The organism is Variovorax fucosicus (assembly GCF_030316825.1).
GTDB lineage: Bacteria > Pseudomonadota > Gammaproteobacteria > Burkholderiales > Burkholderiaceae_C > Variovorax > Variovorax fucosicus.
Genome location: NZ_JASZYU010000001.1, coordinates 536225 through 560743 on the forward strand (window position 1 = coordinate 536225; position 24519 = coordinate 560743).

Genomic DNA, 24519 nt, shown 5'->3' on the forward strand with positions numbered 1-24519 from the left:
GTGCGGTCAGGGAATCCGCCGATAGGTCGTCAACTTGCGCTGGCCGCGTTCACGCACCGTCAACCGCTTCGCGCTCAAGGTTGCAACCTCGAGGTTCCATTGCGCATCGCCCTGACTTGACGAGATTCGCAATGCACAGCCGGTCAATTGCCAGCTGCCGCCGGAAACTTCGGGCCGGTCATGCAGCCAGGAATTGAACAGGGGCCGTCCGTTGTCCATCGAGAACGCCATTTGCTCGAAGGGGCCATTCCCCGATTGCCAGCTGCCAAGGAGATCGCCCTCGCGGACAGCACAAACGGGCGCTGCCGCTGCCGAGGCGGTGGCCACCAGAAGCGCCGCGACCAAGGCGGCGCGGCCCGCGCACCGAACGCTGCGTGATGCAAGGTTTGCCATTGCCGCAGGTTAGCGGAACACAAGAGGCCGGCGCCCTCCTCGCGCTATGTCGCCCGAGGCATAGCTGGTGTGCGGCGCTGCTGCTCGTCGCCCGAACCAGCGGCTCGTAGACTTGCCCTCGAGGTGCCGGCCAAACGGCATCAGGAGACACCATGGACAACTTCTCTCAACTCAAAGTGGTCATTGCCAACCACGTGGCCACGCTGACGCTGAACGCGCCGCCCGTCAATGCGCTGACGCGGGTGCTGAACGACGAACTCACTTCCGCGCTGGATCAAATCTCCGAGATGGACGAAGTCCGTGTCGTCGTGCTCACGGGGGAAGGCAAGGTGTTCTGCGCCGGCGCGGATCTGAAGGGGCGGGCCGAGATGATCAAGGGGCCGGGCGACCTGGTGGCCCATTCGCGCCGCACGCGCGAATGCTTCCACGCGATTCGCGAATGCGCCAAGCCCGTGATCTGCGCCATCAATGGTGCCGCGCTCGGCTCCGGCCTCGCGATGGCCGCTTCGAGCGACATCCTGATCGCTTCGGAAAAAGCCTCGCTCGGGCTGCCCGAGGTCGACGTCGGCCTGCTCGGCGGCTGCCGCCACGCCATGCGCCTGTTCAGCCATTCGCGCCTGCGCCGCATGATGCTGACCGGCATGCGCGTGACGGGCGCCGAGCTGTATCGGCTCGGCATCGTGGAGGCCTGCACCGCCCCCGAGGACCTGATGACCACCGCGCTCGAACTCGCCGCCACCATCGCATCCAAGAGCCCTGTGTCCACCCGGATGGGAAAGCACACGCTCAACGTGATCGAGGACATGAGCCTGCGTGACGGCTACCGCTACGAGCAGGACATGACAGCGCAGATCGCGAAGACCGACGACGCGAAGGAAGCCCAGCGCGCGTTCGCCGAGAAGCGCCCGCCGGTCTTCACGGGGCGCTGAGTCTGCAGCCCTGATCCGCCCGGACTCGGCCAGGCGGGCCGAGGCCGTCAAGCGCGCCGGGTGTACGGCTCGATCGAGCAACAACTTGCTGTAGGTCGTAACCAGCGGGACAGTCATTGTGCTGCGCGGGCGTTCTAATCCGTCCCAGCACGCGCTGACCCCCGCGCGGTTCTCCCACAGCAAAGGACACGCCATGTTTGCCGACCCTTCTCCCAAGACATTCGAGCTGCTGCAGCGGCTGCAGCAGTTCTTCGACCAGCACATCTATCCCAACGAGGCGCGCTACTACGAAGAGATGGACGCGTTTCGCCGCCAGGGCAACGCCTGGCAGGTTTCGCCATTGATCGAGGAGCTCAAGCCGCTGGCGCGCGCGGCGGGCCTCTGGAACATGTTCCTGCCGCATGCGCATCGCGACGTGCCGGCCATCTCCAATCTCGACTACGCGCCCCTGTGCGAAGTGATGGGCCGCGTCTCGTGGTCGGGCGAGGTGTTCAATTGTTCGGCACCCGACACCGGCAACATGGAAACCATCGAGCGCTACGGCACCGAGGCGCATAAGGACCAGTGGCTGACGCCGCTGCTCGCCGGAGAGATCCGCTCGGGCTTCCTGATGACCGAGCCCGCGGTTGCCTCGTCGGACGCCACCAACATCCAGTGCACGATCAGTCGCGAAGGCGACGAGTACGTGATCAACGGCCGCAAGTGGTTTTCCTCGGGTGCAGGCAGCCCGCGCTGCAAGATCTTCATCGTGATGGGCAAGACCGATGCCGACGCGCCGCGCCACGCACAGCAATCGATGGTGCTGGTGCCGCGCGACACGGCTGGCGTGACGGTGCTGCGCCATCTCTCGGTGTTCGGCTACGACGACGCGCCGCACGGGCACATGGAAGTGCTGCTGGAGAACGTGCGCGTGCCGGTGGCCAACATCCTGCTGGGCGAAGGCCGCGGCTTCGAGATCGCGCAGGGCCGCCTCGGCCCCGGACGGATCCACCACTGCATGCGCTCCATCGGCGCCGCCGAGCGCGCGCTCGAGATGATGTGCGACCGGCTGCGCGCACGCGTGGCCTTCGGCAAGCCGCTGGCGGAACAGTCGGTATGGCACGAGCGCATTGCCGAGTCGCGCTGCCTGATTGACCAGGCGCGCCTGCTCACGCTCAATGCCGCCTACAAGATGGACACGGTGGGCAACAAGGAGGCGCGTGCCGAGATCGCGATGATCAAGGTGGTCGCCCCCAACATGTCGTGCAAGGTGGTCGACTGGGCCATTCAGGCCCATGGCGCCGCCGGCGTGAGCCAGGACTTCTGGCTGGCCGAGGCCTATGCGCATCAGCGCACGGTGCGCATCGTCGACGGGCCTGACGAAGTGCATCGCAACGCCATCGCCAAGCTGGAATTGGCAAAGCGCAAGCAGCCGGTACCCGTTTGAATCCAGGGCCGCCGCACCGGGCGGCCGCTGGTGATCAATCCAGCTTGGCGCCCACGGCCTTGGCCAGCGCGCCCCATCGCTCCGACTCCGCGAAGATGAACGAGGCGAACTCTTCGGGCTTGCTGCCGACGACCTCGACCCCCTGCTGCTCGAACTGTTGCTTCAGTTCGGGCGAGCGCAGCGCGGCCCCGACGGCACCGTGCAGCTTGTTGATGACCTCGGGCGGCGTGTGTGCCGGAGCGAGCATGCCGTACCAGTTGTAGGCCTCGGCCTTGGACAGGCCGAGCTCGGCCACCGTGGGCACGTCCTTGAGAACCGGAATGCGCCTGGCGTTGGTCACCGCCAGCGCGCGCAGCTTGCCCGATTGAATGAATGGCAGCACCACGGGAATGTCGGCCATCATCATGTCGACCTGCCCGCCCATCAGGTCGGTCAGCGCCGGTGCCGCGCCGCGGTAGGGGATGTGGCTCATGCTCAGCTTCGCTTCCCGCTTGAGGAGTTCTGCCTGCAGGTGCGGCGTGGTGCCGCTGCCGGCCGAGGCGTAGTTGACTTTGCTGGCGTCGCCGGTGGCGGCAGCCTTCAGATCGGCAAAGGACTTGTACTTCGAGTTGGCCGCCACCACCAGCACCGCCGGAACCTTCAGGGCCTGGGTCACGGCCACCAGATCCTTTTGCGGGTTGTAGGGCATCGACGGCACGAGGTGCGGCACGATGGCCAGCGCGCCCGCCGACGAGAACAGAAGCGTGTAGCCGTCGGCGGGCGACTTGGCCACCGCGTCGGCACCGAGCAGGCCGCCCGCGCCCCCCTTGTTGTCGATGACGATGGACTGGCCGAGCGAGGTACTCAGCTTGGCACCGAGCGCGCGGGCGGTCTGGTCCACCGGCCCACCCGCAGGAAAAGGCACGACCACGCGGATCGGCTTGGTCGGATAGGCCTGCGCCCATCCCGAGGCGGCGGCCAGCGCAAGCGTGAGTGCGGCCGCGGATTTGAAGAAAAGTCCGTTCATGATTGATGTCTCCGTTTTTGTCCTGGATGAACTTTAGGGACGGGCGCGCCGCGTGCCACCGCTGCCGCGCGCATAGCTGCTATGCGACGCGGCCGCCAGGGGCCCGCCGGTATGCGCCCCGGCGCATCACAGTCTTGCGGTCTCGCCGGTAGCCCCGGACGGATCCCGCTTCCAGAATTCAGCCCAACACACGGAGACTTCGAATGACCACCCAAAAGGGCCCGCTGTCGCACGTCAAGGTGCTGGACCTGAGCCGCATCCTCGCCGCACCCTGGGCCAGCCAGATCCTCGCCGACCTCGGCGCCGAAGTGATCAAGGTCGAGCGGCCCGGCGCCGGCGACGACACACGCACGTGGGGCCCCCCGTTCCTGAAAGATGCCGAAGGCAAGGACACGAAGGAAGCCGGCTACTACCTGGCCGTCAATCGCGGCAAGCGCTCGATCACCGTCAGCCTGGAAAAGCCGGAGGGCCAGAAGATCGTCAAGGAACTCGCCGCAAGCGCCGACATCGTGCTCGAGAACTACAAGGCCGGCACGCTGGCGCGCTACGGCCTTGACGAAGCGTCGCTGCGCAAGATCAATCCGCGCCTGATCTATTGCTCCGTCACCGGCTTCGGCCAGACCGGCCCGCGGCGCGACCAGCCGGCCTACGACTTTCTGATCCAGGCCATGGGCGGCCTGATGAGCGTCACCGGCGAGCGGGACGACCGCCCTGGTGGCGGGCCGCAGAAGGTCGGCATTCCGATCGTCGATCTGATGACCGGCATGTACGCCGCCGTCTCGGTGCTGGCCGCGCTGGCGCGCCGCAACGAAACCGGTGTCGGCGACAGCATCGACATCGCCATGCTCGATGTGCAGGTCGCCACGTTGTCCAACCAGGCGATGAACTACCTGGTATCGGGCAATCTGCCGCGCCGCAACGGGAATGCCCATCCCAACATCCAGCCGCAGGATGTCTATGCCTGCGCCGACGGCGACGTGATCCTGGTGGTCGGCAACGACGGCCAGTTCGCCAAGCTGTGTCAGGTTTTCGGCCAGCCGGACTGGGCCACCGACCAGCGCTTTGCCACCAACGCCCAGCGCGTGCGCAACATCGGCGAGTTGTCGGCCCTGCTGCGCGACGCGTTCGCGGCATGGGAGCGGGAAAAGCTGATCGTCGCGCTCGACAAGGCCGGTGTGCCCTGTGGCCCCATCAACACAGTGGCTGACGTGTTCGAGGACTCGCAGGTCAAGGCGCGCGGCATGCTTGGCCACGTGCCGCATCCGAGCGGCGTCGATGTACCGCAAGTGCGCAGCCCGATGCGGTTTGCCGACGCGCCGCTGCAGACGCAGGCCGCGCCGCCACTGCTGGGCCAGCACAGCGATGCCATCCTCGCTGAATTGGGTTACGGCGCCGGTGACATCGAGAGCCTGCGCAGCGCCGGAGCGATCTGATGGCCGCCACGATGAAGTTGCACTGGTCGCCGAAGTCGCCGTATGTGCGCAAAGTGATGGTTTGCGCTTACGAGCTGGGACTGACGCCCCGGCTGGAGCTGGTGCGCTCAGTCGCCGCGATGCTCAAGCCCAACCCGGCCATCATGGCGGACAACCCACTGTCCAAGATTCCGACCCTTGTGCGCGAAGACGGCGGCACGTTGTTCGATTCGGTTGTGATCTGCGAGTACCTGAACGACATTGCCGGTGGCCAGCTCTTTCCCCGCGAAGGCGCCGCGAAATGGCAGGCACTGCGCTGGCACGCTTTGGGTGACGGGCTGCTGGACGCGCTGATCCTTTGGCGCAACGAGCGCGAACGCGAAGCGCCGCTGCAGCCGCTGGTGGATGCTTTCGAGCTGAAGACGCGGGCCTGCCTGAAACTGCTCGACGAGGAAGCGCAAGCGCTCGGACAGGCGCCGCTGACGATCGGCTCGATCACGATGGGCTGCGCGCTCGGTTATCTCGACTACCGCTTCGAGGCCTTTGGCTGGCGGGAGCAGGCGCCGCGCCTGGCGGCCTGGTACGCCACGCTGCAGGCACGCCCCTCCTTCCAGAACACAGAGGCCATCGACGGCTGAAAGCACACTGAGCCATGACACTCACTCGATTCAAAGCCGCTTTCTGTGCCGCGCTGCTGGCCTGCTCCGGGCTCGCCACCGCTGCGTTTCCGGACAGGCCGGTGCGCCTGATCGTTCCCTTCCCGGCCGGTGGCGCAGCCGACGTCATGGCGCGCGGCATGGCCCAGCGCCTCGGCGCCGAGCTGGGCCAACCCATCGTCATCGACAACCGCGGTGGCGCCGGTGGCACAACGGCCGCCGAAGGCGCGGCCAAGTCCCCGGCCGACGGCTACACGCTGTTCTTCGGCACGATGGGCACGCACGCGATCAACCCCGCGCTCTATGCGAAGCTGCGCTACGACCCGCTGAAGGACTTCGCGCCGATCAGCCTCACGCACACCACGCCTCGCGTGCTGGTGGTCGGACCCTCGGTTCCGGCGAAAAGCATCGCGGAACTGATCGCATTGGCAAAGAAGGGCACCCTCACCTACGGCTCTGCCGGCAGCGGCAGCTCAAGTCACCTGGCGGGCGCACTGTTCGAAGCGCTCACTGGCGTGAAAATGCTCCACGTCCCCTACAAGGGAAGCTCACCGCTCCTGGTGGACCTGCTTGCGGGCCGGGTGGACCTGACGTTTGACTCGTACGCCGTTTACGAGCAGCACATCAAGAATGGAAAGGTAAGAGCACTGGGCGTCACGTCGACAACGCGGATGGGTGCGCTGCCGCAGGTGCCAACGATCGCCGAGGCAGGCGTCAAGGGCTACGACGTGTCCAACTGGCTGGGGCTGTTCGCACCCGCCGGCACGCCGAAAGACGTGTTGATCAAGATCCACTCGGCACTCGGCCGCGCGATGGCCGCCCCCGAGCTCAAGAAGCAGTTGGTGGCTCTTGGCATCGAGCCCACCTTCGGCACGCCCGAGGAGTTTGCCGCGCTGATCCGCGCCGAATTGCCGAAGTGGGCCGAGATCGTCAAGAAGTCAGGCGCATCCGTGGAATAGGGTGCCTTTGAACCACGCGAGCGCTTCGAGCTGCTCGCCAACCGCGGCAGGCCGGAGACTGCTGGAACCACTGTCTTGCTGCCGTCCTCCGGTCAGGTTCTGGCCTGCCCTGAGCAGGGGCTGAATTCGATGGGGTCAAGGCGGAGTGCCCGACCCGCCTCTCAGTCGGCCGAAACGCGTGCCGTCATCTACCTGAGTTTCGAACTGGAGCAGTGCCAACAGTTGGCGAACCTTGACGCCTTGCGGTCGAGCCAGGTTGTCGCGAAGTGGTACCAAGCGCTCTTCCGGAAGGATGCCCCTGGTGCATTGTTCGAATTTGACCTGCCGCTCCAACGCCGAAAACGGATTCAGAAATGACCCTTTGGCGTTGTGAACTGAGCGCACCAAGCGCCGTCCGTTCTTCAAGGTCACGGCGGTGGTGTGGGGGAGCAGCTGTGTTGCGGTTTCTACGCGTGTCGAATCCAGGCGCATTTCGACGCGTGGCATGAGGCGTCGCGTCGCATCGTCCTGCACCGCTTGCGGCGTGAAGTCGGCCAACGTGACTGTGCCGTAACGGAGCATCGTTGCCACCGCGTAGGGCATCGAGAACATGGCCTCGCGCGGATCCCGGGGTTCTGGGTATTTGAGGTTCACCAGGTTGACGCGCCCGACCAGTGTTTCGACACGCTCCACGTCCTCCATGCCGAATCGGTGTTCGGTGGCGAGGGCTTGTAACGCGTCCAGGCAGCGGTGTGTGGACGCGCAGTTGGGATACAGCTTGAACGCCAGGCCGTGGCTGTCGATCGCCAGCGGGCCGTCGTCGACCACAGCCACGGACCGCCAGTCGGCCGCCGAGTCCCCGGCATAAAGTACGCCAAACCCATGCGGGCCTTCCAGGGCTTTATCGCTGCCCGTGACGCCCGACGCTGCAAGCGATGCGGCCAGGACACCGCCTTGAGCCGCCAGTCCGGCATGTACGGGTTTCGTGTCGGTGCCGAACTGGACCTTGGGTCCAGCTGCCATGGAAACGGCCAGGCTCAGGGCATGCGTCATCCTGGCCGCGTCAAGCCCAAGCAGCCTGCCGCAAGCTACTGCAGCAGCGATCACTCCAATGGTTTGGGTGCCGTGCCAGCCTTTTTCGGCATGAGACCGGTCCATCGCCATCCCGACGCGGGCCATCACCTCGCTCCCGACTATCAGCGCGTCCAGCACCGCATCCAGCGTGGCGTCGATCTCGTGGGCTTGCGCCAGGATGGCTGGGATCACAGCGCAGCCAAAATGACCGCCGGCGACGAAAAACATCTCATCCAGCTCCCGCGCATGGGCGGCCGTGCCATTGGCCAGTGCACTGAAGGCGGCACAAGACCCGGTGCTGCTGCCCACCACCGGGACCGGACCCGTGGCGCGCAATCCCGCCCGTACTGAGGCGCAAACCGGGTCCCCAGCGCCTGCCACCATGGCGGCGATGGTGTCCTCCAGGGAGTGCTCCGCCGTGCGCAGGGTGGATGCACCCCATTGATTGGGGACCGTGGCAGCCCAGTGCGCGAGAACCTGGGTAGCGGGGACGGGGGAACTGAGCATGCTTGTCCTTGGGGCGTGTTTTGGTATGTGGCTGCGCCTATCAGCGCAGCCGGGTGTGGAGCAAATGGCAGACACGCAGCAGCAGGTCTACGCGAGAAGGCAAGGCAAGCTCAGTCGAGCTTCACTCCGGCGTTGCGGATCACAGCGCCCCATTTCTTGGCCTCGCTGTCGATATGCGTCTTGAAAAACTCGGGCGTCCCGCCCAGCGCCACCTGTCCCACTTGCGCGAATTCGGCTTTGGTCGCAGGTGCCTGCAACCAGTTGTTGATCTCGCGGTTCAGGCGCAGGACCACAGGCTGGGGCGTGCCGGCAGGCGCCACAATGCCCCCCCAGGCCTCCACCTCGAACCCGGCAATGCCCGCCTCCTCCATCGTAGGTACATCGGGCAGCAGCGCCGAGCGCCGTTTACTGGTAACTGCGAGCGGGCGCACCTTGCCTGACTTGATGGCGCCCACCATGGACGGCAGGTTGTCGAACATGAAGTCGATCTGCCCGCCGATCAGGTCGGTCTGTGCCTGCGGGGCGCCGCGGTAGGGGATGTGGTTGAAGCTGATGCCGGCCTTCCCCTTGAGGATTTCGCCGCTGAGGTGGCTGGTGGTGCCGTTGCCGCCCGAGCCCATGCTCAAGCGGTCCGGGTGGCTTTTGGCGTAGATGACCAGTTCGCGCACCGAGGCGGCGGGCAGGCCCTGGCGGACCACCAGCACATTGGGCACCTGCGAGAGCACGGCCACGGGCGCCAGGTCCTTGTCGGGGTCGTAGGGCATCTTGGCGATCAGGCCGCGGTTGATCGCCATGGTCACGATGTTGCCGAAGCCCAGCGTGTAGCCATCGGGTTTGGCTGTGGCCACTGCCTGCATTGCAATGGTGCCTGCCGCGCCGGGGCGGTTCTCGACGATCACCGATTGCTTGAGTTTGTCCTGCAGGTAGTAGGCGAGTTTGCGGCTGGTCTGGTCGGGCGTGCCGCCAGCGGCCGAGGGCACGATCAGCTTGATGGGCTGGGCGGCGGGCCAGTCCGCCGCCAGGGCGTTGTTGGCCAGCGCGGCCGCAGCCAGCAGCAGCGCAATGAATGTTTGAAATTTCGGCATTTGCAACTCCAAGGTTTTTTTCTAGCGGACAGCGGTGACGGTGTGAATGTGAGTGGCGATCTCGCAAAGAGCTTCGGCGATGTCCTCGCGCACAGCGTTGGCGCGCGGCAGCAGTTCGCGCGTCTTTTCGTTCAGGTAGATCGCACGGTTCAGTTCAATCTGCAGGCTTTGATGTCCGCGTGCTGGTACGCCGAATTCGCGCAGCAGGTCCTGGCCCGCATACGGGTCGTTGATGGCGACGCTATAGCCCAGTTGGCGAAATGCCCCGGCCACCACTTCGGTAAAGGCTGCGCTGCAGCTCTGGGTGTTCAGGTTGCCCAGCACCACGTCAGCCAGCGGCCCGGGTGCCACACGGCCAAGCCGCTCGTAGGCGTTGCTTGGCATCGAGTGCAGATTCAGGTGCCAGCGCGGGCCTTGAGGGGCCGCTGCCTCCAGCGCCTGCGCCAGCGCGCGTCGGTAAGGTCGCCAGTAATGCTCAATGCGGTGCGTAATCTCCCGCGCCGCCAGGCGGCGTGCGTAGATGGGCTGGCGCGCAGGCGTAAGGCTGGACACCAGCCCGTTGCCCAACGCCAGGGTGCGGGCTGCAGGTGCCGCCCCGCCAGGCCAGGTGTCAGCCAGCATGGCGACATCGATGTCATGCTCATGGCGATTCGGATCGATGTAGCTGCGCGGGAACGTGGCGTGCACCAGGGTGCCGCCCACGCGCGGCACGGCGTCCCACAGCCACTGCACGTGCGTGTCCTCGAGTTTGCGCAGCTCGGTGGCTTCCACGGCGTAGTCGAAGTCGGCCGGGTAGTCGGTGCCGCTGTGCGGCGAGTCGCACACCAGGGCAATGGCTGGCGCGGCTGGAGGCAACACCAGGACGGGTAAAGCAGGTCGGGAGGCTTCGGGTGGCATCGCGGTTTCTCAATTGATGGAAGACGAGCGAAGCGTAGACAGCCTGGGCCTTGAAGGCGAACGACAATTTGATCCATGCTGATAACCTGATGTAATCAGGGCATGCGGTTCAAATCTCCTTCATTGCCCGAGTTGCATGCGTTCCTGACGGTGTGTCAACTGGGCAGCTTTCGCCGGGCGGCCGACGTGCTCTGCGTAACGCAGGCGGCCGTGAGCCGCGCGGTGCAGCGGCTGGAGCAGCGTCTGGAATGCACGCTGCTAGACCGTTCGGGCCCGCGGGTACAGCCGACGGTGCGCGGCCGCGAATTTCAGGCACTGGTGGAAGTGCACGTGGCGGGACTGGAAATCGCCATCGGCCAATTCGGTGCGCGCGCCGCGCCGCGCAAGCTGCGCGTGAGCGTGTTGCCCACGCTGGGTACGCGCTGGCTGGTGCCACGGCTCGGACAGTTTCGGGCCTTGCACCCGGACATCGAAATCGAGCTTCGGCCGTTCCATCACGACGAAAACTTTACGCGCGACGATGTGGATCTGTGGATCCACTTGAAGCGCCCAGCGCGGGCCTGGCCGCGCGGCATCCGTGCGCAGTACCTGCTGGGGCGCGAGATCTTGCCCGCCTGTACACCGGCGCTCGCGGCCGGCCTTCGCCAGCCGCGAGACCTTCTCAAGCTAACTCTGCTGCAGCACATCAACTACCCTGGCAACTGGGCGCTGTGGCTGAACAAAGCCGGCCACGTTGAGACACCCCCCAAGCTGGGTCCAGGTTTTGATTTGGGCAACAACCTGATCGTTGCGGCCTGTGCTGGCATGGGCGCGATCGTGATTCACCCCGTGCTGATCGAAGCCGAACTGGCATCGGGCCAGCTTGTGCTGCCGTTCAGCCCGGCCGTTGTCACGGACCGCGGCTATTACCTCGGCAGCCGCGCAGCACTGGCCGAAAACGAGGCGGTGGAGCAGTTCACGCGCTGGCTGCTGGACGAGTCAAAAGCCAGTACAGACCGCTTCGTCACCACATCGCGCCGGCTTTGATTCTCAGCGCCAGGCATGTCGCAGCGGCTCGGCTCGATACTGCCACTGGGCTTACCCCGTGCATAAGCAAAAGGTCGAGTGCGCCCCGGTGCGCCGCCTGGTTCGCACCCTTGCTGACCCTCCTTCCTTCCGAGCGGCGGAACCCGTCGACGGAAGCCGCATGCGGTGGCGCCCCCGGGTTCTATTCGCAGCGGAAGCTTGCCGCGTCGTTGATGTCTCCCGTGCCCCGGTAGCGCGCCTGTTTCGGATGCGGGCACAAGGGCCGGCTGCGTGCCGCGACATTGAAGTACGAAGGCGTACTGGCCTTGGCGGTCACGCTGTCGGGTGCCTTGCCTTCCTCGACCCACTGCACCAGCGGCGCCAGCATGTCGAAGCTGTCGGTGGCTGGGCCGCCGCGGCAATGGTTCATGCCCGGCACCACGTACATGCGCGCGAAGTCCTGCGCGCTGCCGCCCATCCGGGCGTTCATGCCGTCGTACCAGCGCAGCGTGTCGTTGAGCGAAATCGATGAATCAGCGCCGCCGTGATAAACCATCAGCTTGCCATTGCGCCCTTTGAAGGGCGCCAGGTCGGTGCTGTCCGTGAAGTACATCGATGCTGCCGACTGCGTGAAGGTCGGGCTGGTGCCGTAGATCTTCGCCACCTCGGTATCGAAGTTGTAGGCCAGCGAGAAAGGCAGCGCATCGGCGGCCGTGAAGGGCTGCACCGGCGCCGAGGAGTAGAGCACCGCGATCGCCGCGACGAAATTCAGCTTGATCGCATTGTTGGTCGGCGCCGTGGCCGATCCGATCCACCAGGAACGCCAGCCCGGGTTGTACTCGGTCGCTGACGATTGACCGCCCAGGCCGGGATCCCAGGGCCAGTCGGAATAGAGCGGGTGGCCGCGCGAGTCGGTGGCGCCGGCGTAGGCTTTTTCCAGTGTGCCGATCTGATCGCCCGACAGGCAACCGGGCGTCTTGGCGCCGCTGCATTGCGCCGCCCGCAACTCGGCCCGCACGCGTGGCGTGGTGCAGGCGGGCAGGTTGTCGACGATGCCATCCGCCAGGCCATCGAGCGCATCGCAGGCTTTCAGCACGGCGTTGCGCACCAGCAGCAGATCGGGGTCGCTGAAGCTGCGGCCGATGGCCGGCTGGCCGTCGGGCAGCCGCTGGCCGCTTCGTGCGGCGAGCCCGGCAAACAGTTGCGTGGTATGGATGCCGGCCATCGGCCCGAGCGGCAGGTGCAGCGTAGGGGCGCCGGCGACGATACCGTCGTAGTGCTGCGGAAAGCGTTGCGACATGAGCAGTGCCTCGCGCCCGCCTTCGGAGCAGCCCTCGAAATAGGCGTAGCGCTGCGGCTGGCCGTAGTAGGCCTGCGCCAGCGCCTTGCCGGCGCGCGTGACCTGGTCGTAGGCGCCGTAGGCGAAGTCGACGCGCGCCTGCGGGTCGAGCCCAAAGGCCGCGGTCGCGCCGGCGTCGGCGCGGCTGTTGCGCGCGTTGTCGTGTCCGGAATCGGTGCCGATCGTGGCGTAGCCCTGCTTCATGACGTCGACCGGGTCGACCAGCGTGCCGTTGATGCCGCCGCCGCCCCTCATGTAGAAGCGCCGGTTCCAGTCTTGCGGAAGGCGCAACCGGAAGCGGATGGCGTAGGGCTGGCCGTCCACGCCGGTGCGGGCATTGATGTCGCCGTCGATCCGGCAGTGTGCCGGCAGCGCATCGGCTGCTGCTTCGAACACGGCGCTGCGGATCTGCGTGTGGGCCGGCAGTGCGGCCCCAAGGTGCGAGATGTCGGTCAGCGCCGCGCAAGCCTGCGGCCGGTTGGCCATCGCGCTGGGCACCACCTCGGCGCGGTTGCCGCAGGCGCCCAGCGCCAACGCGGCCGCCATGGCGCCAGCGATCGAACCGATGGAACTGGCGCGATTCACCGGTACAGCGCCTCGGGGTTGGTGACGAGCACGCGCCGCACCGTGGCCTCGCTGTCTGCCCAGCGCTTGAACAGCGCGAGCAGTTGCGCCGCGTCGGGCACCGGTGTCACGCGCAGATGGGGCCAGTCGCTGCCCCAGACCAGCCGCTCGGGATTGGCTTCGATCATCTTCTGCTGGAACGGCTGGCCGGCTTGCCAGTCGGGCGCGTTCAGCAGGTTGCGATAGGCGCACAGCTTGACCCACACCCGGCCCGAGGCCAGCAGGTCAAGCAGCACGCGAAAACCGGGGTCGTCGACACCTGCGCCGACATCGAAGCCGCCCATGTGGTCGATCACGACCGGCACCGGCAGTGCCTTCAGTTCGGCCGCGATGCCGGCCAAGGCCTGGCAGTCGGTCCACAGTTCGGCGTGCAGGCCGGCGTCGGCCAGCGCCGGGGCCAGCGCACGCAGGTCATCGAAGGAGGCGCTGCCCGCAAAGTTGGTGCTGGCGCCGCTGCGGTGGCTGAAGCGCGCGCCGCGCACGCCCTGCCCGTGCAGCCCGGCCAGCGGCAGTCGGCCGCCTGGCTGCACGACGACCACGCCACGCAGGCCGGGTTGCGCCGCCAGTGCATGCAGCAGCAGCGAATGGTCTTCACCATAGGCACTGGGATGCACCAGCACGCCGTTCGCCAGGCCCAGCCGTGCCAGCAGTGCCAGGTATTGCGACACGACGGCCTCGGGCGGGGTGTAGCTGCGCTCGGGGGCCAGCGGAAAGCGGTCGTAGGGCCCGAACAGGTGGGCATGGCAGTCCCATCCCGCGGCAGTGTCCGACGCGGCGCTCACGGTTTCATTTCCGTGTGCTGTGGCAGCGCAAAGGCCGGTGCCACCCCTTCAGGCAAGGGGATCTCGTGGCAATTGAGCGTCATCGCGACCATGGTGTAGTAGCCGATCAGCGCCGTCAGCTCGACCACGGTGCGTTCGCCGAAGCGTGCCTGCGCCACGCCGTAGATGGCGTCGGAGACCGAGTTGTGGCGGTTGAGTTCGATGGCGTAGTGGTAGATGGCGGCATCGTCCGCCGACAGGCCGGGCGGTTCGGTGCCGGCCAGGATGGCTTCGATGATGGGCTGTTCGATGCCCGCCTTCTCGGCCTCTGCGCGGTGCGCATACCACTCGAAAGGCGAGTTGCAGGCGCGGCCCGTGACCAGGATGGCGAGCTCCGACAGCCGTGGCGGCAGCGTCGTTCCGTAGCGCAGCAGCGCGCCCAACGCCTGCCATTTGTCGGCCAGTTCCGGGTTGTGCAGGGCGGCCCGCAGCGGCCCCTGAATCCTGCCGCGCGGGCCAGAGACGATCTTGTCGTAGACGACGCGCTGCTCCGGGCTCATGGTGTCCGTCGGGAATATCGAGATGCGTGGCATGGGGTGTGTTGTTTGAAGATGTCCGGATTCAGGGTGGCAGTGTGTTGATCCAGGCCACGATGGCCTGCGCCACAGCCGCGGGTTGTTCGGGAAACAGCGCATGGCTGGCATTCGGGATGACTTGCACCGTGACCTTGTCGCCGAGCACGTCTTTCAGCTCGTTGCGCGAAGCGGGCGGGCGCCACGGGTCGTCGGCGCCCTGCAGGTCGAGCAGGGGCGCATGGCTCACCGGCCACCACTGATCCTTGGCCGGCACCGCGCCGGCCCGCCGGTAGGCTTCGCCCAGCGCCGGATGCCAGCCGACGAGCCAGGGCTCGGGATCGTGGCCGGGGGCGAAGAACGCGTGGCGCAAACCGCGCAGGCGCGCCTCCCGTGGCTGCGTGGGGTCGGAGGCGATGCGCAGTGATTCGGCCATGCCGGCCGGGAAGGTGCGCGCCGCCCCACCCGCGACCACCACGCCACGAACCTGCTGCGGATGGTCGAGGTCGGCCACGCGCGCCACGAAATGTCCGAAGGCATGGCCCACCAGCACGGCGCGCCCGTCACCCAGTTGCCGCACCGTGGCTGCCACGTCGGCGGCCAGCACGTGCAGGCTCAGTGCCTGCATCGGGCCGCTCGAGCCACCCATGCCGCGCGGCTGCGGACGCAGCACCTTGAAGCCGGCGGCGGCGATGCGCGCCGCCACGTCGTCGAAGTCTTCCGAATCGCGCTGCGACGAGGGCAGCAGCACCACTGCCGGGCCTCGGCCTTCGACGATCACGTCGATGCGCACCGGACCCTCCGTCAACAGCACGCGCTGGCGCGCGGGGTCGCGCAGCGGGGCGAGGCTGGTGCAGGCCGGCAGCGACAACGCGAGCACGCCGACGGCTGCCGCGCAAAGCTGTCGATCGAACCAACGTAGGGGCATGCATGTCTCCAGCACCGGTGGCCTCGACGATAGGCCACTCGGTGCGGGTGAGCATAGGCGCGGGAAACGCGCCGCGACTGTCCGCACGGCGCAACGCTGCTATGCAGCGGGCCGCAAGGCTAAGCCGGCTCGATCGGACGCCACATGCCGCTGCGGGCGTTGTCGTTGACGATGTCGACGATCTCCGCCGCCACCGTCGACACTGCCTTGGCCGGGCCCTTGGCGCGCGCCAGCGCCATCGAGACGATGCGCTGCACGCCAGGTGAGACGATCTTCGCGGCCTGAAGCCGGCCTTCCTGCACCTCGGTCCAGACGGCGTGGATCGGCAGCACCGTGTACAGCCGCGCCTCGGCCACGGTGGAGCGCATCAGCGGCAGCGAATCGGCCTCGATCGCCGGCACCAGCGTGATGCGCTCCTGCCGCGCGATGGCATCGAGCGCCGTGCGCAAGCCGTTGGGTGCGCCCGGCAGGATGAAGGGCAGCTCGTGCAGGGCGCTGAAAGGTACCTCGGCGGCGGCGGTCAGGCGGTCGCCGGCGGCGCCGATCAGGTAGCTGTCGACCGTGGCCAGCGCTTGCTCCCGCTCGGGCTGAGAGTTTCCGTAGCGGTAGAGGATGGCGATGTCCACGCGCTCGTCAGCCAGCCACTCCTCGACCTGCCCGCTCGAGCCTTCAAGGATCTTGAGATGGACGCCGGGGTGGCGCGCACGCAGCTGCTTGAAGAGGCGTCCGACGATCGGATTGGTGATCGAAGGCAACGAGCCGATGGTGACGCGCCCCATCGGCTCGCGTGCCTCGCCCCGGATTTCAAGCTCCAGTTGTTCGGCGTCGGCCAGCAGCGCCTTGACGTGCGGAAAGATTCTCTGCCCGACATCGGACAGCGCCACGCCGCGACCGGTGCGGTTAAAGAGGCGCGCATTGCATTCGCGCTCGAGGGCATTCAGATGGCGGCTCAACAACGACTGGTTGCTGTCGAGAAAGAGGGCCGCGCGCGTCAGGCTGCCAAGTTCCGCGATGGCCAGAAAGGCCCGCCATTTCTGAAGGTCGGAGGTGAGATCGAGTTGGAGGTTGGTGGCTTTGGTGGGCTGCATATCGGGCACCACATGGTGGATACCGATTCTGTATTGACCGTCTCCTTCCTCGATAGCGGGTTTGCAGCAGATGGGGCGGCGCCCCAATCGTCGGAGCCGCACCCGGCGAACGCCTACAAGACTGATGCAACCGCGATGACTCGGGGCCCGCCCTGGGCTGCCCATAGTGCCAGCCAGCCTCTGACGAAGAGGTATCCAGGATCCTCACCGCACGCACACTTCAGGAGACATCAACATGGCAACAGATGACGGACAACTCGGCAACGGCGAACCCAACCGCGACCCCATCACCGGCACCCCCGGTGCACACCCGATCGGCACCGGCCTCGGTGCCACCGGTGGTGCACTCGCCGGTGCCGCAGCAGGCTCCCTGGCGGGCCCGGTCGGCACCGTCGTGGGCTTGGTGGCCGGCGCCGTGGCCGGCGGCCTGGGCGGCAAGGCCGCAGCCGAGGGCGTGAACCCGACGGCCGAAGATGCCTACTGGCGCGAGAACCACGCCAAGGAAAGCTACTACGACGCCCGCCGCAGCTACGACGACTACCGGCCTGCCTACGAGATGGGCTGGTCGGGCCGCGCGCGGCACGGTGCCGATTTCGACGAGGTCGAGCCCGCCTTGGCGGCCGAATGGGAAAGCCGACGTGGCGCCTCCGGCCTGGATTGGGGTGCTGCAAGGCCAGCCACGCAGGCAGCCTGGGAACGCGCCGATGACACCTACTACGACAAGCAGGCCAACGGCAGCGACATCGTGAACCACGAAGACCTGTCGGACGACGATGTGGCGGATGTCCTCAACGACCTGCTCGAGAACGCCCGGGACGGCGAGTACGGTTTTCGCGCCTGCGCCGAGCAGGTGAAAACCGCAGGCGCAAAGCAGCTGTTCGCAAGCCGTGCCGAGGGCTGCCGACAGGCCGCCGGCGAGCTGGAAGCACTGGTCGAGAGCTACGGCGGCGAGCCGGCATCGGGTGGCACGACCGCCGGCGCGCTGCATCGCGGCTGGGTGCAGCTCAAGGGCAGCGTCGGCGCCGACAGCGAGCTTTCCATCCTGGAGTCGTGCGAGCGCGGCGAGGATGCCGCCATCGCGCGCTACCGCAAGGCGCTCAAGCAAAGCCTTCCCGCGGACGTTCGGGCGGTGGTGCAAAGGCAGGCCGACGGCGCCCAGCGCAACCACGACCAGATCCGCGACCTGAGGAATGCAGCGCGAGAGCGCCGCTGACGCGCTGATCGAACAAGGGCCCTTCGGGGCCTTTGCTCATGGTCGGAACAATGCGGAGGAAGCCCCCGCGTCACGTGTGGCGAAGAGCGTCCGCGAAATGTGCGACCAGAGGCGATAACTTCATCGGCGCGAGCTTTTGTCTTACACCGAGGCTCGACCCGATGCGAGAAAAAGCATGCAAATGGGAATATTTCACATCCCTCCCTCAATCCTTCTGAGACCCATCATGCGCCCGGATCATCTCTTGCCTTTCGCCGTGCAGCCCCACTTGCCCGGCTGGTCCTACCCGGGCGGCGCCGACCCGGTCGTTCCTGGCGCACCGTACTGCCTCACGCCCGTCCAGCGTGCGCTCAAACGTGCAATGGACATCGTCGGAGCGTTGGCCTTTTTCGTGCTCTTCGGGCCGCTGTATCTGGGGGTTGCGTTGGCTGTCCTGATCGGCTTGGGCGGGCCGGTGTACTACGGGCAGACCCGCCTTGGTCAGGGCGGCCGCGCCTTTCGTTTCTACAAGTTCCGCTCGATGGTCAACAGCTCGGACGAAATCCTGGCGCGACATCTGGAGCGCGACGCCGCGGCGCGGGCGCAGTGGAAAAGGTTCCAGAAACTTGAAAACGATCCGCGCATCACGCCCCTCGGGCGGGTCCTCAGAAAGCTGAGCCTCGACGAACTACCGCAGTTCTTCAACGTGTTGAAGGGCGACATGAGCCTGGTCGGGCCTCGTCCCTGCATGGTTCGACAACGCAGCCTGTACGGCCGCAGCTGGGAACACTACTGCCACATGCGTCCCGGTATCACCGGCCTCTGGCAGGTGAGCGGTCGAAACCACCTCCCCTATGCTGACCGCGTCGCCCTTGACGCCCGCTATGCGGCGGAGTGGTCGCTGTGGCTCGACGTGAAGATTCTCGCGCGCACCGTCTGGGTTGTTCTGAGCGGCGACGGATCGTCGTGACGGGCGCGCTCTTGCCTTGCTTCAAGGAGACTGCACCATGTTTGAACGGTACAGAGCGCAAATCGAGGCCTACTGCAAGGACGTCGGCATCGAAGTTCCCATCGGGTTTCACCGGCACGCCCCCGGTCGCTATGTAGCCATCGATCTGGAATCGAGTCCGCCGAAGCTGGTCGCGGCGACCTGGTCCCATCAGAGAGACGCGGTGAGCTATCTGGGCAACCTGGCCGCCGGGCAAAAGACAAGGATGCTGGACTTCAAGGAGCGCCGCGAACTTAACTTCAATGGCAAGAAGAGCCTTCTGCGAGGTGAATCCTTCTAGGAGTCGATCGAACAGTGCGATGGCAAGGCCCGTGGCCGCCAGGGCTTGCAGATCAGCGCTTCCTGCTCAACTCGGCGATCAGAGCGGTGAACACCAAGTCGCTCGTCGCCGCGACCTCCCTGGCTGACGTCGTACCCCATTGACGCAAGGACAGGACGCCGTTGAACGCGGCCAAGATGGCACGCGCCGCTTCTTCCAGCGAGACCCGAAAGCGACCCGAATCCACGAGGCGTTGAACAAGCGCTCGCATTTCGGCGAATGTCTCATTGAGCAGCTCTGGATGGTTCTGAGCTTGCTCCACGAGCAGGGCGTAAAGGTGGGGGCGCTTGAACGTGAAGTCCACAGCATCATCCCATTGCGTCCTCAACTGCTTCATCAGGTCCTCAGACGCCTTGGGCGCGCGCCTTCGTGACATGAACTCGGCCCGACCCTGCCTGATAAGCGCCATCGCAAGGGAGTCCATGCCGCCAAAGTGATGGTAGAGCGTGGGCGCCGTGATGCCGACAGCGGCACAAACGGCACGGGTCGTCAAACCAGCCGGCCCGCGCGCCTCCAGCAGGGCCGCGGCGGCCTGAAATATTGCGGTCTCGGTGTCGGATGCCACAGATGAGTTCGGAAGCGTATGAAGGAGTTCTGAGACAGGAAAGTCGGCTCTGCTCATTGGGGCCGCACTCGCGCCAAGTAACTGTCGCTGGGGTTCGATCCATTTTACGTACGCAGCATGTTGCTTCTGCCGCGTGCTGCAGCGAGTCCGCCCCGAGCCCTCAAACCCAGGGCATTCCCTTGGTTGATTTCTATATCATCGCTATACTATTTCCATAGCGTCGATATATTTCTACCCGAGGGGAGTGGCGCGCAATCCTCGCTGGCCTTGGAGTTCCTTGGCCGCTCCACACGACAAGGAGAATGATTTGAGTACATCCACAGCCGTCAGCATTGGCAAGCGCGCGCTGGTGACCGGCGCATCCAGCGGCATCGGCGCGGCAATCGCGCGTGAGCTCGCGGCGCTCGGCGTTGATCTCGTGCTGACGGCGCGGCGCCGCGACGCACTCGACGCGGTCGCAGCGACCTGCAAGGGCGTGAAGGTCGAGATCGTCACCGCAGATCTCGGAAAGCCCGATGCTGCGCGCGAGCTATGGGCCGCCGCCACCGCTGGCGGCCCGATCGACATCCTGATCAACAACGCCGGGTTCGGCTACTTCCGCCGGTTCGACGAGGTCGACTGGGCGCGCGACGCGGAGCTCATCCAACTCAACATGACATCGCTCGTGGCGCTCGCGCGGTGCTTCGTTGACGCGCGCAAGGCAAGCACCGCACCCGCGCACATGTTGAACATCTCGTCGACCGGCGCGTACCAGTCCGTGCCGAACATGGCGCTGTACGCCGCGTCGAAGGCGTTCGTGCGCAACTTCAGCGAGGGTCTGCATGACGAGCACCGCGGCACGCCGCTGTCGGTGACCTGCATCTGCCCTGGCGGCACCGAAACGGCGTTTCACGCCGCGTCCGGCGGTGGCGACTACTCGTGGATCGCGAACGCATCGACGAAAAGCGCGGAGTTCGTGGCGCACGCCGCGATCCGCGCGATGCTGCGCGGCAAGCGCACAGTTGTGCCCGGGCTGTTCAACAAGCTGTCGTGCTTCGGCGTGCGCTTCTTGACGCGGCGGTTCGCGTCGCGGGTGGCGACTCAAGTGCTCGGCAAGCCGCGGTTGGCATTGCCGGCGCGAAGAATGACTTGAGAGAAGCGGGCAACCTTCCTTGGCGCTTGATATCGCGGGCATCTGCGGATCGGAAAACCAATGAACAGCCCAGCCTTGCGCATTCCTTCGAGCGGCATTTCATCGACGCGCCTGGTATGGCGCCTCCTCGTCCTGGCGCTTGTTTCACTGCTGACAGCGTGCGTCTCGCTGCCGCCGCGCGGCGAGGTCTCCTCTTCACTGGCCCTTGCTGACACCGCAGACACCTCGCTGGCGCGAGTGGCGGCTTCCAGCCGACCGCCGGGTGAGGCCCAGCCTTCGGGCTTTCGGCTGCTCCCGCTTGGCGAGTTCGCCTTCGACGCACGCGTGGCCCTGTCGCGTCAGGCCGAGCGGTCGTTGGATCTTCAGTACTACTACATTCATCGCGACGAAGCCGGACGCACCCTGCTGCGAGAACTCCGCGACGCCGCCCAGCGCGGCGTCCGCGTGCGCCTGCTGGTAGACGACTTCTACGCTGCACAGATCGATGACTTGTTGATCGGGCTGGCGTCCTTCGCGAACGTCGAGGTGCGACTGTTCAACCCGATGCCGTTGCGCCGCGGTGCGCCGGTGTTCCGACTCGTGCTGTCGCCGGGCGATTTCCAGCTCTACAACCATCGCATGCACAACAAGCTGTTCGTGGCCGACAACGCGATGGCCATCTACGGCGGCCGCAACATCGCCGACGAATACTTCATGAAGAACCGCGAGGCCAACTTCATCGACTCGGATGTCCTCTCCACCGGTCGCGTGGTGACCGACTTGTCGGCTGCGTTCGATCGCTACTGGAACAGCGAACTCGCGTGGCCCGTGCAGACGCTCCTGGGCAAGCCCACCGACGCAGCGGCGGCCCGCTTGCACTTCGACCGCGAGGTGGACAATGCCCGCGTCGCTGCGCCGCAGGTTCCGACCGATCCATTCGGCCAATCCACGGTCGGGGCCCAGTTGCACGAAGGCCGGCTGATGCTGTCCTATGCCGCCGCGCAGGTGCATGCCGACCCGCCCGAGAAGGCCAGCGACACGACGTTCGCCACGGAACCGGCGCAAGCGGTGAGCGGGCTGCTGGCCGCACTCACCGCTGCGCGGCAGGAAGTCGTGATGGTGTCGCCCTATTTCGTGCCCGGCGAGGTCGGCATGCCGCTGATACGAAAGGCCCGTGAGAACGGCATTCGGATCATGCTGTTCACGAATTCATTGGGATCCACAGACGAGCCGCTCGTGCACGATCGCTACGCGGCCTACCGCGTGGAGATGTTGCGCCTGGGCGTGGAACTGTACGAGGTCAGTCCCACGCAAACGCGGCGCCTGCGGCGCTTCGGCGACTTCGGGCGGTCGCTTCCGCGCCTGCATGCCAAGGTGGCGATCGTCGACCGACAACGCCTGCTGGTCGGATCCGCCAATCTCGATGCCCGCTCGGCGGTCGGTAATACTGAGCTGAGCGTCGTCATCGACAGTCCGGTGCTGGCCGACGTGTTCGCCAGCGGGATCGACGGCGATAACTTCGCCAGCGTCTACAAGCTTCGCTTGAAGCCTGACGGCCAGACCATCGAATGGATCCACTTCGACGAGCAGGACCAGATCAGCGCCACCATCGACGAGCCGGACAGCGGTCTGTGGCTGCGCCTGAAGCTGTGGCTGCTGTCGCTGCTGGTGGATGAACGGGATCTTTGACGAGCCGACCGTTCCCGGCCATAGGAAGCTGACTCACTCGCTCCTGTTTGGCTCAGCAACCGGACGGCACGGCGCACTCGGGATCGGCCAGAATCAACGCCGCGCGATACGCAGATCGGCCCGCTTCCTTGGTGAGTTCACTCAGATCGTTCCACTCTTGCAAGCGCTTTTCCGGGGAAGGTGATACCGGGCGGCTCAGGAGCAGGTGCGTCACGCGCATCAAGGCACCCGCGGCGGCCAGGCTCGAAAGCGCTGCCGTTTGTTCGGGTCGTGCGCGGTACCAGACCTCCTCGAGATCGAACCTGCTTGCCGGCTCTGTAGGAGTCTCGACCTCGGCAAGGAGTTGGTCGATAGCGTCCAGAACGTGCTGGATCAGGGAATTCTGCGAAGAGGTCAGCCTCATGGGAATCTCGGGTCGTCGTGTTCAGTGGCACGTCGGCTGCGCGAGCGTGGCGTTCAGTGGTTGATGGCGACAAAATCAATCGCCGCTGCGATGACTGCCGGGTTGCCCAGGAGGCGCCGATGCCCCAGTCCCTCCACGCGCATATGCCGAGCGCCGGGCCACACGCTGGCGGAATCCAGGCTCTCTTCGATTGCAACGACGCGGTCGTCGGCGGAATGAATGAAGAGCGCCCGCTGGCGAAGTTGCGGCGCGCGGCGCGGCAGTGAGATCTCTCGCACATCTGCCCCAACTGCACTGCTTATCGACGCCAGCATGGCTTCAGTGGCCTCGCCGTCCAGGCCCGCCGCGGCAGCAAAGCTGCGTGCATGGCGTTCATAGTGGGCTGGTGCCGAAACCAGCACAGCACGCTGCGCCACCAGCCCCGCGTGCAGCGCTTCCGCCAACACCGCCGAGCCGATCGAGTGCGCGATCACCGCGTGCAGCGGTCCGATCGCCTCGCCCACCGCGCGCAACGCGCGGGCGCATTGTGGGATCGACGTTTGCCGTCCTGCAGAGTCACCGTGTGCCGGAAGATCCATTGCAAGCACGCTGAAGCCTGCGTCGAGCAGCGGGGGGGCGAAGGCAGCCAAATCGGAAGCCTGCCCTTCCCAGCCGTGAAGAAGCAGCACCGCAGGGCCACTACCGGCGCGCTGCAGTGCAACCTCGCCCTCCGGCGTCGCGATGCGCAGCGCCTCACCGCTTTCGAGCGTTAGCGGCTCGCGCTGCGCCGGCCGCCGCGGCGTCAGAAAGGCGCGAGCGACCTGTTCGGGATGCGGGCGCACAACATTGGCATCAATCATCGTACCCATTTGCATGATATTCATCATATTTTTGGTCAAGCTGCGCGCCGCCATGGCTCGCAGGACGTCACTCGCTAGCTGGGACGAGGTGGCGCAGCGCGGCCTCGCGCAGCCCGTCGGAAAGGCGCGGGTCATCGACCGCGCGCGCCAGCGACAGGGCGCCGACCATCGTGGCCACCGTGACGAGTGCGCGCTCGTGGGCACCCGGCTCACCCCAGTCGGGCGCCTGGCGGCCGACGAGATCGATCATCTCCTTGATACGGCGAGTGGCGGCTCGCCGCACCTCGGGCGCCTGCCGCGGCATCTCCGAGCCGAGTGCGGCAGCTGGACAACCCCTCTCGATGCCTTCGAGATGCTCCTTTGAGAGATACGCGCGCAGCAGCGACTCCAGCGCATGCTGCGGTGGCGCACCGGCAGCGATGCGCGCCGATGTAGCGACAGCTTCGGCGCCGGCGCGATCCGCCGCCTCGGCAAGCATCGCCTCGCGCGACGCGAAGTGGGCATAGAAGCCGCCGTGAGTCAGGCCAGCAGCCTTCATGATGTCGGCGACACCGGTTCCGCTATAGCCGCTGCGCCGAATGGCACGGGCGGCCGCCTCGACGATGCGTTCGTGCGTCGCTTCCTTGCGACCAGGTATGGCTCGTTTCATGGCTGAATGCTGTTTTATGATATTCATCATATCCACTTTCAGCAAGCTACGCAATCTGAGCGCCTGCTGGTGAGGGCGAGCGCAAATGATCCTTGAAAGAATC

25 protein-coding genes are annotated in these 24519 nt (G+C 66.1%); 11 read left to right on the forward strand and 14 right to left on the reverse strand.

Going from position 1 to position 24519, the window contains the following annotated elements:
- Positions 1–6 precede the first annotated feature (6 nt).
- Complete coding sequence (locus QTI05_RS02490) at positions 7–393, reverse strand: hypothetical protein (protein WP_286622781.1); 387 nt, start codon at positions 391–393, stop codon at positions 7–9.
- A 152-nt stretch (positions 394–545) separates the two neighbouring features.
- Here QTI05_RS02490 and QTI05_RS02495 point away from each other — a divergent pair, with 152 nt between their 5' ends.
- Complete coding sequence (locus tag QTI05_RS02495) at positions 546–1322, forward strand: enoyl-CoA hydratase/isomerase family protein (protein ID WP_286622782.1); 777 nt, start codon at positions 546–548, stop codon at positions 1320–1322.
- A gap of 193 nt (positions 1323–1515) precedes the next feature.
- Positions 1516–2748: an acyl-CoA dehydrogenase family protein gene (locus QTI05_RS02500; RefSeq protein ID WP_286622783.1), complete on the forward strand. Its 1233-nt coding sequence runs from the start codon at positions 1516–1518 to the stop codon at positions 2746–2748.
- 34 nt (positions 2749–2782) lie between these two features.
- On the opposite strand, the gene QTI05_RS02505 is transcribed toward QTI05_RS02500, so the two are convergent.
- Positions 2783–3754, reverse strand: a complete 972-nt coding sequence (locus QTI05_RS02505; RefSeq protein ID WP_286622784.1) for a Bug family tripartite tricarboxylate transporter substrate binding protein — start codon at positions 3752–3754, stop codon at positions 2783–2785.
- Positions 3755–3957: 203 nt separating this feature from the next.
- Here QTI05_RS02505 and QTI05_RS02510 point away from each other — a divergent pair, with 203 nt between their 5' ends.
- From QTI05_RS02510 to QTI05_RS02520, 3 genes are read left to right on the forward strand one after another with little or no spacing between them, the layout of a single operon-like run.
- The gene (locus QTI05_RS02510; protein ID WP_286542179.1) at positions 3958–5187 is read left to right on the forward strand and encodes a CaiB/BaiF CoA transferase family protein; all 1230 of its coding nucleotides are present in this window, start codon (positions 3958–3960) and stop codon (positions 5185–5187) included.
- On the forward strand, positions 5187–5804 hold the full coding sequence (locus tag QTI05_RS02515) for a glutathione S-transferase family protein (protein ID WP_286622785.1): 618 nt from the start codon (positions 5187–5189) through the stop codon (positions 5802–5804). Before QTI05_RS02510 ends, QTI05_RS02515 begins: the two co-directional genes overlap by 1 nt.
- Before the next feature lie 14 nt (positions 5805–5818).
- Positions 5819–6781: a Bug family tripartite tricarboxylate transporter substrate binding protein gene (locus QTI05_RS02520; protein WP_286622786.1), complete on the forward strand. Its 963-nt coding sequence runs from the start codon at positions 5819–5821 to the stop codon at positions 6779–6781.
- A gap of 135 nt (positions 6782–6916) precedes the next feature.
- On the opposite strand, the gene QTI05_RS02525 is transcribed toward QTI05_RS02520, so the two are convergent.
- The 3 genes from QTI05_RS02525 to QTI05_RS02535 form a co-directional block, all read right to left on the reverse strand.
- Complete coding sequence (locus QTI05_RS02525; RefSeq protein ID WP_286622787.1) at positions 6917–8341, reverse strand: MmgE/PrpD family protein; 1425 nt, start codon at positions 8339–8341, stop codon at positions 6917–6919.
- Positions 8342–8451: 110 nt separating this feature from the next.
- Entirely contained in the window at positions 8452–9426 is a 975-nt protein-coding gene (locus QTI05_RS02530) for a Bug family tripartite tricarboxylate transporter substrate binding protein (RefSeq protein ID WP_286622788.1), read from the reverse strand.
- A 21-nt stretch (positions 9427–9447) separates the two neighbouring features.
- Complete coding sequence (locus tag QTI05_RS02535) at positions 9448–10284, reverse strand: N-formylglutamate amidohydrolase (RefSeq protein WP_286622789.1); 837 nt, start codon at positions 10282–10284, stop codon at positions 9448–9450.
- A gap of 162 nt (positions 10285–10446) precedes the next feature.
- On the opposite strand from QTI05_RS02535, the gene QTI05_RS02540 reads away from it, so the two are divergent.
- On the forward strand, positions 10447–11349 hold the full coding sequence (locus QTI05_RS02540) for a LysR substrate-binding domain-containing protein (RefSeq protein ID WP_286542173.1): 903 nt from the start codon (positions 10447–10449) through the stop codon (positions 11347–11349).
- A gap of 181 nt (positions 11350–11530) precedes the next feature.
- On the opposite strand, the gene QTI05_RS02545 is transcribed toward QTI05_RS02540, so the two are convergent.
- The 5 genes from QTI05_RS02545 to QTI05_RS02565 all read right to left on the reverse strand — a co-directional run bounded on the left by QTI05_RS02545 (position 11531) and on the right by QTI05_RS02565 (position 16640).
- Complete coding sequence (locus tag QTI05_RS02545) at positions 11531–13252, reverse strand: tannase/feruloyl esterase family alpha/beta hydrolase (RefSeq protein WP_286622790.1); 1722 nt, start codon at positions 13250–13252, stop codon at positions 11531–11533.
- Positions 13249–14073: an amidohydrolase family protein gene (locus QTI05_RS02550; protein ID WP_286622791.1), complete on the reverse strand. Its 825-nt coding sequence runs from the start codon at positions 14071–14073 to the stop codon at positions 13249–13251. The genes QTI05_RS02545 and QTI05_RS02550 overlap by 4 nt, the downstream gene beginning before the upstream one ends.
- Positions 14070–14645, reverse strand: a complete 576-nt coding sequence (locus QTI05_RS02555; protein ID WP_286622792.1) for a carboxymuconolactone decarboxylase family protein — start codon at positions 14643–14645, stop codon at positions 14070–14072. The genes QTI05_RS02550 and QTI05_RS02555 overlap by 4 nt, the downstream gene beginning before the upstream one ends.
- Before the next feature lie 28 nt (positions 14646–14673).
- On the reverse strand, positions 14674–15552 hold the full coding sequence (locus QTI05_RS02560; RefSeq protein ID WP_286622793.1) for an alpha/beta fold hydrolase: 879 nt from the start codon (positions 15550–15552) through the stop codon (positions 14674–14676).
- A gap of 119 nt (positions 15553–15671) precedes the next feature.
- Positions 15672–16640, reverse strand: a complete 969-nt coding sequence (locus tag QTI05_RS02565; protein WP_286542168.1) for a LysR family transcriptional regulator — start codon at positions 16638–16640, stop codon at positions 15672–15674.
- Between the two features lie 235 nt (positions 16641–16875).
- On the opposite strand from QTI05_RS02565, the gene QTI05_RS02570 reads away from it, so the two are divergent.
- From QTI05_RS02570 to QTI05_RS02580, 3 genes are all read left to right on the forward strand, one after another.
- Positions 16876–17853: a ferritin-like domain-containing protein gene (locus QTI05_RS02570; RefSeq protein WP_286622794.1), complete on the forward strand. Its 978-nt coding sequence runs from the start codon at positions 16876–16878 to the stop codon at positions 17851–17853.
- Between the two features lie 226 nt (positions 17854–18079).
- Positions 18080–18802, forward strand: coding sequence for a sugar transferase (locus QTI05_RS02575; protein WP_286542166.1), 723 nt, complete (start codon positions 18080–18082; stop codon positions 18800–18802).
- 37 nt (positions 18803–18839) lie between these two features.
- Positions 18840–19121 carry a hypothetical protein gene (locus tag QTI05_RS02580; protein ID WP_286542165.1) on the forward strand — a complete coding sequence of 94 codons (282 nt, stop codon included), beginning with the start codon at positions 18840–18842 and terminating at the stop codon, positions 19119–19121.
- A gap of 52 nt (positions 19122–19173) precedes the next feature.
- Here QTI05_RS02580 and QTI05_RS02585 read toward each other — a convergent pair whose 3' ends face one another.
- Entirely contained in the window at positions 19174–19725 is a 552-nt protein-coding gene (locus tag QTI05_RS02585) for a TetR/AcrR family transcriptional regulator (protein WP_286542164.1), read from the reverse strand.
- Between the two features lie 277 nt (positions 19726–20002).
- On the opposite strand from QTI05_RS02585, the gene QTI05_RS02590 reads away from it, so the two are divergent.
- The gene (locus tag QTI05_RS02590; protein ID WP_286542163.1) at positions 20003–20857 is read left to right on the forward strand and encodes an SDR family NAD(P)-dependent oxidoreductase; all 855 of its coding nucleotides are present in this window, start codon (positions 20003–20005) and stop codon (positions 20855–20857) included.
- Positions 20858–20917: 60 nt separating this feature from the next.
- Complete coding sequence (locus tag QTI05_RS02595) at positions 20918–22525, forward strand: phospholipase D-like domain-containing protein (RefSeq protein WP_286622795.1); 1608 nt, start codon at positions 20918–20920, stop codon at positions 22523–22525.
- Between the two features lie 52 nt (positions 22526–22577).
- On the opposite strand, the gene QTI05_RS02600 is transcribed toward QTI05_RS02595, so the two are convergent.
- From QTI05_RS02600 to QTI05_RS02610, 3 genes are read right to left on the reverse strand one after another with little or no spacing between them, the layout of a single operon-like run.
- Positions 22578–22928, reverse strand: a complete 351-nt coding sequence (locus QTI05_RS02600) for a hypothetical protein (RefSeq protein WP_286622796.1) — start codon at positions 22926–22928, stop codon at positions 22578–22580.
- Between the two features lie 53 nt (positions 22929–22981).
- The gene (locus QTI05_RS02605) at positions 22982–23794 is read right to left on the reverse strand and encodes an alpha/beta fold hydrolase (protein WP_286657781.1); all 813 of its coding nucleotides are present in this window, start codon (positions 23792–23794) and stop codon (positions 22982–22984) included.
- Positions 23795–23834: 40 nt separating this feature from the next.
- Entirely contained in the window at positions 23835–24416 is a 582-nt protein-coding gene (locus QTI05_RS02610) for a TetR/AcrR family transcriptional regulator (RefSeq protein WP_286622798.1), read from the reverse strand.
- Between the last annotated feature and the right edge of the window lie 103 nt (positions 24417–24519).

What these genes read in the sequence shown, in the direction of transcription:
- QTI05_RS02520 (WP_286622786.1), top strand. Translation starts at nt 5,819, where the DNA reads ATGACACTCACTCGATTCAAAGCCGCTTTCTGTGCCGCGCTGCTGGCC.
- QTI05_RS02490 (WP_286622781.1), bottom strand. Translation starts at nt 393, where the DNA reads ATGGCAAACCTTGCATCACGCAGCGTTCGGTGCGCGGGCCGCGCCGCC.
- QTI05_RS02560 (WP_286622793.1), bottom strand. Translation starts at nt 15,552, where the DNA reads ATGCCCCTACGTTGGTTCGATCGACAGCTTTGCGCGGCAGCCGTCGGC.
- QTI05_RS02510 (WP_286542179.1), top strand. Translation starts at nt 3,958, where the DNA reads ATGACCACCCAAAAGGGCCCGCTGTCGCACGTCAAGGTGCTGGACCTG.
- QTI05_RS02525 (WP_286622787.1), bottom strand. Translation starts at nt 8,341, where the DNA reads ATGCTCAGTTCCCCCGTCCCCGCTACCCAGGTTCTCGCGCACTGGGCT.
- QTI05_RS02600 (WP_286622796.1), bottom strand. Translation starts at nt 22,928, where the DNA reads ATGAGGCTGACCTCTTCGCAGAATTCCCTGATCCAGCACGTTCTGGAC.
- QTI05_RS02610 (WP_286622798.1), bottom strand. Translation starts at nt 24,416, where the DNA reads ATGAAACGAGCCATACCTGGTCGCAAGGAAGCGACGCACGAACGCATC.
- QTI05_RS02515 (WP_286622785.1), top strand. Translation starts at nt 5,187, where the DNA reads ATGGCCGCCACGATGAAGTTGCACTGGTCGCCGAAGTCGCCGTATGTG.
- QTI05_RS02530 (WP_286622788.1), bottom strand. Translation starts at nt 9,426, where the DNA reads ATGCCGAAATTTCAAACATTCATTGCGCTGCTGCTGGCTGCGGCCGCG.
- QTI05_RS02565 (WP_286542168.1), bottom strand. Translation starts at nt 16,640, where the DNA reads ATGCAGCCCACCAAAGCCACCAACCTCCAACTCGATCTCACCTCCGAC.
- QTI05_RS02580 (WP_286542165.1), top strand. Translation starts at nt 18,840, where the DNA reads ATGTTTGAACGGTACAGAGCGCAAATCGAGGCCTACTGCAAGGACGTC.
- QTI05_RS02595 (WP_286622795.1), top strand. Translation starts at nt 20,918, where the DNA reads ATGAACAGCCCAGCCTTGCGCATTCCTTCGAGCGGCATTTCATCGACG.
- QTI05_RS02575 (WP_286542166.1), top strand. Translation starts at nt 18,080, where the DNA reads ATGCGCCCGGATCATCTCTTGCCTTTCGCCGTGCAGCCCCACTTGCCC.
- QTI05_RS02605 (WP_286657781.1), bottom strand. Translation starts at nt 23,794, where the DNA reads ATGATGAATATCATGCAAATGGGTACGATGATTGATGCCAATGTTGTG.
- QTI05_RS02505 (WP_286622784.1), bottom strand. Translation starts at nt 3,754, where the DNA reads ATGAACGGACTTTTCTTCAAATCCGCGGCCGCACTCACGCTTGCGCTG.
- QTI05_RS02555 (WP_286622792.1), bottom strand. Translation starts at nt 14,645, where the DNA reads ATGCCACGCATCTCGATATTCCCGACGGACACCATGAGCCCGGAGCAG.
- QTI05_RS02495 (WP_286622782.1), top strand. Translation starts at nt 546, where the DNA reads ATGGACAACTTCTCTCAACTCAAAGTGGTCATTGCCAACCACGTGGCC.
- QTI05_RS02570 (WP_286622794.1), top strand. Translation starts at nt 16,876, where the DNA reads ATGGCAACAGATGACGGACAACTCGGCAACGGCGAACCCAACCGCGAC.
- QTI05_RS02500 (WP_286622783.1), top strand. Translation starts at nt 1,516, where the DNA reads ATGTTTGCCGACCCTTCTCCCAAGACATTCGAGCTGCTGCAGCGGCTG.